The 7,779-nt window shown below is 74.2% G+C and carries 8 protein-coding genes and 1 pseudogene; 4 read left to right on the top strand and 5 right to left on the bottom strand.

Annotation, left to right across the window (positions count from 1 at the left end; genetic code table 11):
• A pseudogene (locus ACFQH9_RS30310) lies at positions 1 to 1,297 on the top strand (hypothetical protein); the annotation flags it as partial.
• A 78-nt stretch (positions 1,298 to 1,375) separates the two neighbouring features.
• On the opposite strand, the gene ACFQH9_RS30305 reads toward ACFQH9_RS30310, so the two are convergent.
• Positions 1,376 to 2,035, bottom strand: coding sequence for a hemerythrin domain-containing protein (locus tag ACFQH9_RS30305; RefSeq protein WP_379571566.1), 660 nt, complete (start codon positions 2,033 to 2,035; stop codon positions 1,376 to 1,378).
• A gap of 181 nt (positions 2,036 to 2,216) precedes the next feature.
• Here ACFQH9_RS30305 and ACFQH9_RS30300 point away from each other — a divergent pair, with 181 nt between their 5' ends.
• Both ACFQH9_RS30300 and ACFQH9_RS30295 read left to right on the top strand, forming a co-directional pair.
• Positions 2,217 to 2,984 carry an IclR family transcriptional regulator gene (locus tag ACFQH9_RS30300; protein WP_379571564.1) on the top strand — a complete coding sequence of 256 codons (768 nt, stop codon included), beginning with the start codon at positions 2,217 to 2,219 and terminating at the stop codon, positions 2,982 to 2,984.
• Positions 2,985 to 3,016: 32 nt separating this feature from the next.
• Positions 3,017 to 4,192, top strand: coding sequence for a 4-hydroxybenzoate 3-monooxygenase (locus ACFQH9_RS30295; RefSeq protein ID WP_379571562.1), 1,176 nt, complete (start codon positions 3,017 to 3,019; stop codon positions 4,190 to 4,192).
• A gap of 89 nt (positions 4,193 to 4,281) precedes the next feature.
• Here ACFQH9_RS30295 and ACFQH9_RS30290 read toward each other — a convergent pair whose 3' ends face one another.
• Positions 4,282 to 5,121, bottom strand: a complete 840-nt coding sequence (locus ACFQH9_RS30290; protein WP_379571560.1) for an SDR family oxidoreductase — start codon at positions 5,119 to 5,121, stop codon at positions 4,282 to 4,284.
• Positions 5,122 to 5,202: 81 nt separating this feature from the next.
• On the bottom strand, positions 5,203 to 5,571 hold the full coding sequence (locus tag ACFQH9_RS30285; protein WP_379571558.1) for a VOC family protein: 369 nt from the start codon (positions 5,569 to 5,571) through the stop codon (positions 5,203 to 5,205).
• A 100-nt stretch (positions 5,572 to 5,671) separates the two neighbouring features.
• Between ACFQH9_RS30285 and ACFQH9_RS30280 the strand changes: the two genes are divergently transcribed.
• Positions 5,672 to 6,445 (top strand): LLM class F420-dependent oxidoreductase, encoded by a 774-nt coding sequence (locus tag ACFQH9_RS30280; RefSeq protein WP_379571556.1) that lies wholly within the window; start codon positions 5,672 to 5,674, stop codon positions 6,443 to 6,445.
• Here ACFQH9_RS30280 and ACFQH9_RS30275 read toward each other — a convergent pair whose 3' ends face one another.
• Both ACFQH9_RS30275 and ACFQH9_RS30270 read right to left on the bottom strand, forming a co-directional pair.
• On the bottom strand, positions 6,446 to 7,483 hold the full coding sequence (locus tag ACFQH9_RS30275; RefSeq protein ID WP_379571554.1) for a 5-methyltetrahydropteroyltriglutamate--homocysteine methyltransferase: 1,038 nt from the start codon (positions 7,481 to 7,483) through the stop codon (positions 6,446 to 6,448).
• A 17-nt stretch (positions 7,484 to 7,500) separates the two neighbouring features.
• Positions 7,501 to 7,779, bottom strand: a 279-nt coding sequence (locus ACFQH9_RS30270; protein WP_379571552.1) for a zinc-binding dehydrogenase, incomplete at its 5' end; no start/stop codon positions are given.

Genomic DNA, 7,779 nt, shown 5'->3' with positions numbered 1-7,779 from the left:
GCTCTGGGCCGCGGCGGGCGAGCTGGCCGGTCCGGCGGGGGCCGACGTCGAGCACGAGATCGCGCTGCGCTGCGGGCACGTCTCGGCGCTGGCGCACGCCGGGCAGATCGCCGCCGCCGTGCGCGCCCGCCGCGCCGCGGTCGACCGGGCGCGCGGCACCGGCTCCCTCGTCGCGGCGCTGACCAGCTACGACGCCCCGGTCTCCTGGACGATCCGGCAGGACGTCGCCGTCGACGCGGACCTCGTCGGGCTGCTCGACGAGGCCCTGGGCGACTCGGGCCTCGATTCCGCGACCCGGTGCCGCCTGCTCGTCGCGCTGGCGTTCGAGCTGGAGACCTACGACGACGTCCGGGTCCAGCGGCTGACGGCCGAGGCGATGGAGCTGTCGGCCGGCCTCGGCGACCCGCTGCTGCGCTGCGTGGTGCTCAACGCGCGCTCGTTCGCCGCGCTGGGCCCCGACCTCCGGCACACGCTGGAGGGGCTGGGGCGCGAGCTGCTGGAGACCGCCGAGCGGGCCGGGCTGGCGGGGTACCGGTCCGAGGGGCACCACCTGCTCTTCATGCTCGCCTGCGAGCGGTTCGACCTCGACGCGGCGCAGCGGCACGCCGACGCCGCCATCGCCGCGGCCTCCGGCGGCCAGCTCGGCGTGACGCTCGCCTGGGCGGCGATCTTCGCCGCGCTGCGGGCGGTCGTGGCCGGGGACTTCGCCCGGGCCGAGCAGGGGTACGCGGCGGTGCAGGCCGCGATGGAGGCCGTCGGCGCGATCAACGCCGACACCCTGGGCCTGTTCGGGCTGTTCGCGGTGCGGCACGCCCAGGGCAGGCTCGACGAGCTGGCCCCGGCCTTCGCGGCGCTGCAGGACCGGATCCCGGAGGCCGTCACCGATCCCACGGCCCGCGCCCTGGTCGCCGCCGGGCGGGTGGACGAGGCCCGCGCCCTCTGGCGTCCCGACCTGCACCCGCCGCGGACGTACTACTGGCTGCTGTTCATGGGCCTGCGGGCCGAGGTGGCGGTCGCGTTGGCGGACCGGTCGGTGGCGGCGGCCTGCCTGGCCGAGCTGGAGCCGTGGGCCGACCAGCTGGCCGGGCTCGGCAGCGGGACCGTCACGCTCGGGCCGGTGGCGCAGCTCCTCGGCGAGCTCGGCGGGGTGCTGGGGCGGACGGCCGAGGAGCGGCGGGCGCACTTCGCGCGCGCCCGCGCGGTCGCGCGCCGGCTCGGGTCGCCGCACTGGGAGCAGCGGGCGGTGGCGGCCCTGGCCGAGCTCGATCGGGTCTCCGCGGCTCCCCGGGAGCTATGAGGGCCGACTGCCCGCCTGTGGCGGTCGGCGCTCACGACGTGCTCGCGAGGTGTTCGCGAGGTGGCTCACGCGGTGTGCTCAGGAGGTGCCGAAGACGAGGCGGACCCGGCGGGCGTGCCGCGGGCGCAGCAGCGCGAGCAGGAGCACCAGGACCGAACCGGCCTCGCCCTTGATCGCCGCCAGCTCGTCCGAGGTCGTGACCTCCGCGATCCGGGGCAGGACGAAGCCCATCGGCGGACCACCCTTCCGGATCGCCTTCTCCATCTCCTGCCGGTCCGCGGCCGCGACGTACCGTTCGATCACGGGGAAGAGCTCGGCCTCCTCGTTCTCGATGTGCTCGTCGAGCAAGTCGCGCACCCGGGCCAGGGCATCGGCGAGGACCGCGGCACGCTCGGGGTAGATCGGGGCGTCGAGGAAGCCGGCGGCCGCGCGGCGCAGGTCGTCGAGCAGCGGGTCCAGGGCCCGGTGGTCGTCGGACAGGACGGTCAGGTCGACGGCGGTGCCGGCGCTGCGCTCGATCAGCGGCCAGGTCAGCTCGTCCTCGACCGTGTGGTGATGGTGGATCTCGTCGGCCAGCGTGGTGACCCAGCGGGTGAGGGCCTTGGCGCGGCGGACGTCGCAGGGCTCGCCGGCGCCGAGGCGCTGCGCGACGGCGGTCAGCCGGTGCAGGTCGCCGCGCATGATGCGGTGCGCCAGGCGCATGCCCAGCAGGTCGGGGGTGGTGGCGGGGGCGGTCATCGCGGCTCTCCTTCTCGGGGTGTGCCGCCACGATGGGTCGGCCCGCTTACGTCCGACCTGTGCGCGACTTGTCGCCGGACTTGTCGCAGCTCGCGACTCGCGGTGCCGGAGCTTGCGACTCGCGGTGCGGGAGCTCCCGACTCACGGGACGGATGTTTCCGCTCAGTGGGAGGATCGGGGGGTGGCGGGGAACCTGTCGACGCCGGGGGCGAGCGTGGCGTCCCGGGTGTTCGCGCTTCTCGGGGCGTTCGACGCCGAGCACCGGACGCTGTCGTTGACCGCGCTGGCCGAGCGGGCCGGACTGCCGCTGGCCACCGCGCACCGGCTGGCGGGGGAGCTGGTCGGGCTGGGCGGGCTGGAGCGCCGGGGCGACCGGTACGTCGTCGGGCGACGGGTGTGGGACCTGGGCCTGCTCGCGCCGGTGCAGGCGGAGCTGCGGCAGGTCGCCGCGCCCTTCCTGCACGACCTCTACGCCGCCACGCACGCCACGGTGCACCTCGCCGAGCGCGCGGGCACCGAGGTCCTCTACCTCGACCGCCTGTCCGGCCGTGCGACGGTGCCCGTGGTCAGCCGGGTCGGTGGCCGGCTGCCGCTGCACACCACCGGCGTGGGGAAGGTGCTGCTCGCCTTCGCCCCCGACGACGTGCAGCGGAGCGTGCTCGCCGAGCTCGCCCGCGTCACGCCGTACACGATCACCCAGCCCGGCCGGCTGCGCGAGCAGCTGCGCCGGGTGCACCGCGAGGGGTTCGCGCAGACCGTCGAGGAGATGAGCCCCGGCGCCTGCTCCGTCGCGGTCCCGGTCCGGCGCGGGCCGGACGGGGAGGTGGTGGCCGCGCTCGGGCTCGTCGTCCCGGACCTGCGCCGCGGCCGGGCCCGGCTGGTCGCGGCCCTGCAGGTCGCCGCGGCGGGGATCGGGCGCTCGCTTCCACTGAGTGAAAGCCCGGGCTAGGCGAGCGGTTGCCGGGCGGACACACTCCTCGCATGCGCACCCAGGTCGCCATCGTCGGCGCCGGCCCCGCCGGGCTCCTGCTGTCCCACCTGCTCGACCGCGCGGGCGTAGAGTCCGTGATCGTCGAGACCCGCTCCCGCGAGTACGTCGAGGCCCGGATCCGCGCCGGGATCCTGGAGCACTCGACCGTGCAGCTGCTGCACGAGGTGGGGCTGGGGGAGCGGCTCGCCCGGGAGGGCGACGAGCACCGCGGCATCTACCTGCAGTGGCCGGGCGAGCGCCACCACCTCGACTTCGTCGACCTCGTGGGCCGCAGTGTCACCGTCTACGGGCAGACCGAGGTGACCAAGGACCTCGGGAAGGCGCGGGAGGCCGCGGGCCAGGAGATCCGCTACGAGGTCACCGACACCGCGGTGCACGACCTGGAGACCGAGCAGCCCTCCGTCACCTTCACCGGCCCCGACGGCACCGCCGAGCGCCTCGACGCCGACGTGATCGTGGGCTGCGACGGCTCGTTCGGCCCCTCCCGCGCCGCCGTGCCGGACCCGGTCAAGCAGACCTGGGAGCGCGTCTACCCGTACTCCTGGCTGGGGATCCTCGCCGACGTCGCGCCCTCGACCGACGAGCTGATCTACGCCTGGCACCCGGACGGCTTCGCGCTGCACTCCATGCGCTCCGAGACCGTCTCGCGGCTCTACCTGCAGGTCCCGAACGGCACCGACATCGACGAGTGGTCCGACGACCGGATCTGGGACGCCCTGGCCACCCGGCTCGGCCACGGCCAGGACGGCTGGACGCTCACGCCCGGCCCCGTCACCGAGAAGTCCGTGCTGCCGATGCGCAGCTTCGTGCAGCAGCCGATGCGGCACGGCCGGCTCTTCCTCGCCGGCGACGCCGCCCACATCGTGCCGCCCACCGGCGCGAAGGGGTTGAACCTCGCCGTCGCCGACGTCGCCCTGCTCGCCCCAGCCCTGGCCGCGCTGCTGCGCGACAAGGACCCGGCCCTCGCCGACGCCTACTCGGACACGGCGCTGCGCCGGGTCTGGCGCTGTACCCACTTCTCCTGGTGGATGACCACGATGCTGCACCAGTCCGGCGACCCCTTCGACGCCCAGCTGCAGCTCTCGCAGCTGCGCTGGGTGGCGACCAGCGAGGCCGGGAAGACCGGCCTCGCCGAGAACTACGCGGGCCTGCCCATCGGTTTCTGAGCGGCCCGCACCCCCGAGATTGTGAGCGAGCGGCGCTCTCGCTCACCAGGTACGAGCGAGAGTGCCGTCCGCCGGTTCCGGGCGCGGGGTCAGCTGAGCTCGTCGACGAAGAAGTCGAGCTCCGGGTCGTCGCCGCCGCCGTAGCGGGTGAAGTCGGTGACCCCGGTTTCGCGCAGGATCTGCACGTCGATGAAGGTCTCGCCGGTGCGCTGCGGCGGCAGGGAGAGCACGGCGACGGCGGCGTCGGCCATGATCTCGGGGTCACGGGAGCGCTCGACGGTGTCGGTGCCGCCGAGGAGGTTCTGCACCGCGGCGGTTTTGATCGCGGTCTCGGGCCACAGGCAGTTCGCGGCGATCCCGGCCTCGGCGAACTCGGCGGCCCAGCCCAGCGTCAGGATCGTCATGCCGAACTTCGACAGCGCATAGGCCGGGAACTTCCCGAGCCAGTGCGGGGCCATCGTGACCGGCGGCGAGAGGGTGAGCACCCGCGGCCGGTCGGACTTGCGCAGGTGCGGCAGGGCCGCCTTGAACAGCAGGAACGTGCCGCGCGAGTTGATCTGCTGCATCAGGTCGTAGCGCTTGACGCCGAGCTCCTCGGTGCCGGTGAGGTTCAGCGCCGAGGCGTTGTTGACCACGATGTCGATCCCGCCGAACCGTTCGACGGCCTGTGCGGCGGCGCGCTCGACGTCCTCCTCGTTGCGGACGTCGCCGACCACGGCCAGGGCCTGCCCGCCGGCCTGCTCGACCTCGGCGACGGCGGTGTGCACCGTGCCGGGCAGCCGCGGGTCCGGCTGGTCGGTCTTGGCCAGGATCACGACGTTGGCGCCGTGCCGGCCGGCGGCGACGGCGATGGCCAGCCCGATGCCGCGGCTGCCGCCGGACATCAGGATCGTGCGGCCGGCGAGTGCCTCCTGCTCGGGTGCGGTCACGGGCTCCTCCTCCACGCTGGGGACCGGCGCCGGAACCCGGCGCCGGGGCATGCCCGCGACAGTAGCAGTCAGATCTGACTGCTACTGGGTGGTCTCGACGACGACCAGGACGTTCCCGTCCGGGTCGCGCAGCGTGAACATCGGCGGGGCGTACTCGCCCATGCGGAGCACCTCGGCGTCGACGTCGACGCCCCGCTCCCGCAACTCCGTGTGAACGGCGTCCGCGTCCGGGCTGGTCAGCCGGATCGCGGTGCCCAGCCCGCCGGGCGCCGGCTCGCCCGCGACCAGGGCGATCGACGTCGCCGAGCCGGCCGGGGCGACCTCGATCCACCGGCCCTCGCCGAACGGGGCGTCCCTCCGCTTCTCCAGCCCGAGCGTGCCGACGTAGAACTCCAGCGCCCGGTCCTGGTCCCGCACGGTGAGCGCCACGGTGTGGATGCCGCTGATCACGATCTGCCTCCTTCGGGGTCGACGAGCGGTGGACCGCCCGCGCCCGGCGAACTCATCGCCCCGGGATGTCGGACCCGGGTATCGGGAGCACGATGGCGCCATGACCGCTCCCGTCCGCATCGGGCTCCAGCTGCAGCCCCAGCACGCCGACTACGGCCGCATCCGCGACACGCTGCTCGCCGCCGAGGAGGCCGGCGCCGACGTCGTCTTCAACTGGGACCACTTCTTCCCGCTCTACGGCGACCCGGACGGCAAGCACTTCGAGTGCTGGACCATGCTCGGCGCCTGGGCCGAGACCACGAGCCGCGTCGAGATCGGCGCGCTCGTGACCTGCAACAGCTACCGCAATCCCGAGCTGCTCGCCGACATGGCCCGCACGGTCGACCACATCTCCCGCGGCCGGCTCATCCTCGGAATCGGCTCCGGCTGGTTCGAGAAGGACTACGCGGAGTACGGCTACGACTTCAAGACCGCGGGCCGCCGGCTGGACGACCTCGGCGCGGCCCTGCCCCGCATCCGCGACCGCTGGTCGAAGCTCAACCCGGCCCCGACCCGTGACATCCCGATCCTCATCGGCGGCGGCGGGGAGAAGAAGACGCTCCGCTACACCGCCGAGCACGCCTCGATCTGGCACGGCTTCGGCGACGTCGAGACCGTGCGGCGCAAGTGCGCCGTGCTCGACGGGCACTGCCGCGACATCGGCCGGGACCCCGCGGAGATCACGCGCTCCTGCGGCGTGCAGGCGCCTCCGGCCGAGACGGGGCAGGACCTGCGGGACGCCGGCGTCTCGCTGTTCACCGTGGGCGTCGGCGGCCCGGACTACGACCTGTCGCTGCTCAAGGACTGGATCGCCTGGCGGGACTCGCTGGGCTGATCACGCGAGCTCGTCGCGCAGCAGGGCCGCGGCACCCGCCATCGCCCGCATCTTCCCCGCGGCCGAGTCGCGCGGCAGGTACTTCATGCCGCAGTCCGTGGCGATCACGATCTGCTCGGGCGGGAGGCGGTCGAAGGCGCGCCGGGTCCGTGCCGCGACCGTCTCCACGCTCTCCACGGCGTGATCGGACAGGTCGATCACGCCGAGGAGGATCGTCTTGTCCTCGAGGTCGGCGAGCACCCCGAGATCGAGCCCGGACTGTGCCGTCTCGATCGAGATCTGGTCGGCGGTGCAACCGGCGAGCTCGGGCAGGAACGAGTACCCCTCCGGGCGCTCGTGGATGATCGCGGCGTAGCCGAAGCAGAGGTGGACGACCGTCGTGCCGGTGACGCCCTCGAGCGCGGCGTTCAGCGCGGCCAGCCCGTACGCCCGGGCGGCGTCGGGCCGGGCCTGCAGGTACGGCTCGTCGATCTGGACGACGTCGGCGCCGGCCGCGAACAGGTCCTTGATCTCGGCGTTCACGGCCGCGGCGTAGCCCATCGCCGCCGCCTCGAGGTCCGGGTAGTGGTCGTTCTGCGCCTGCTGGGACATGGTGAAGGGCCCGGGCACGGTCATCTTCACCGTGCGGTCGGTGTGCGCCTTGAGGAAGCGCAGGTCCGCGACCTGCACAGGGCGCGGCCGGGAGATCGGCCCGACGATCCGCGGCACGGGGTTGGGGTGCCCGCTGCGGTCCAGCGCGGTGCCGGGGTTGTCGACGTCGACGCCCTCGAGCGCGGTGGCGAAGTGGTTGGAGTAGCTCTCCCGCCGGATCTCGCCGTCCGTGACGATGTCGAGCCCGGCCTCCTCCTGCTCCCGGATCGCGACCCGGGTCGCGTCGTCCTGGGCCTCGGCGAGGTGCTCCGGCGGGATCCGCCAGAGCTCGCGGGCGCGGACCCGCGGCGGGAAGCGGCCGGCCAGCCGGGCGCGGTCGATGAGCCATTCGGGCTGGGCGTAGCTGCCGACCAGCGAGGTGGGCAGCAGGGGAAGCGACGGCGACACGGGCTCCTCCGGTGGTGTCAGACGACCAGGACGATCCGGCCCTCGGCGCCGCCCGCGGCCTGGCGCTCCCAGGCCGCGGCGGCCCGGTCGAGCGGCACGCGCTCGTGGGCGACGGTCAGGTCCAGGGCGGCGAGGTGGGCGACGGACTCCGCGCGCTCCTCGCGGGTCAGCGCGTTGTTGGTGTAGCCGAGCACCCGCAGCGAGCGGCTGCGCAGCGTCGACGAGTCGAGCGGGCTGGTCTCGCCCGCGGAGCTGCCGAGGTTGACCAGCCGCCCGCCGGGACCGAGCGCGCGGGC

This window comes from Pseudonocardia lutea, from assembly GCF_042658055.1.
GTDB lineage: Bacteria > Actinomycetota > Actinomycetes > Mycobacteriales > Pseudonocardiaceae > Pseudonocardia > Pseudonocardia lutea.
The sequence above is the reverse complement of the archived record's forward strand: the minus strand, read 5'-3'. Positions and strand labels throughout refer to the sequence as shown.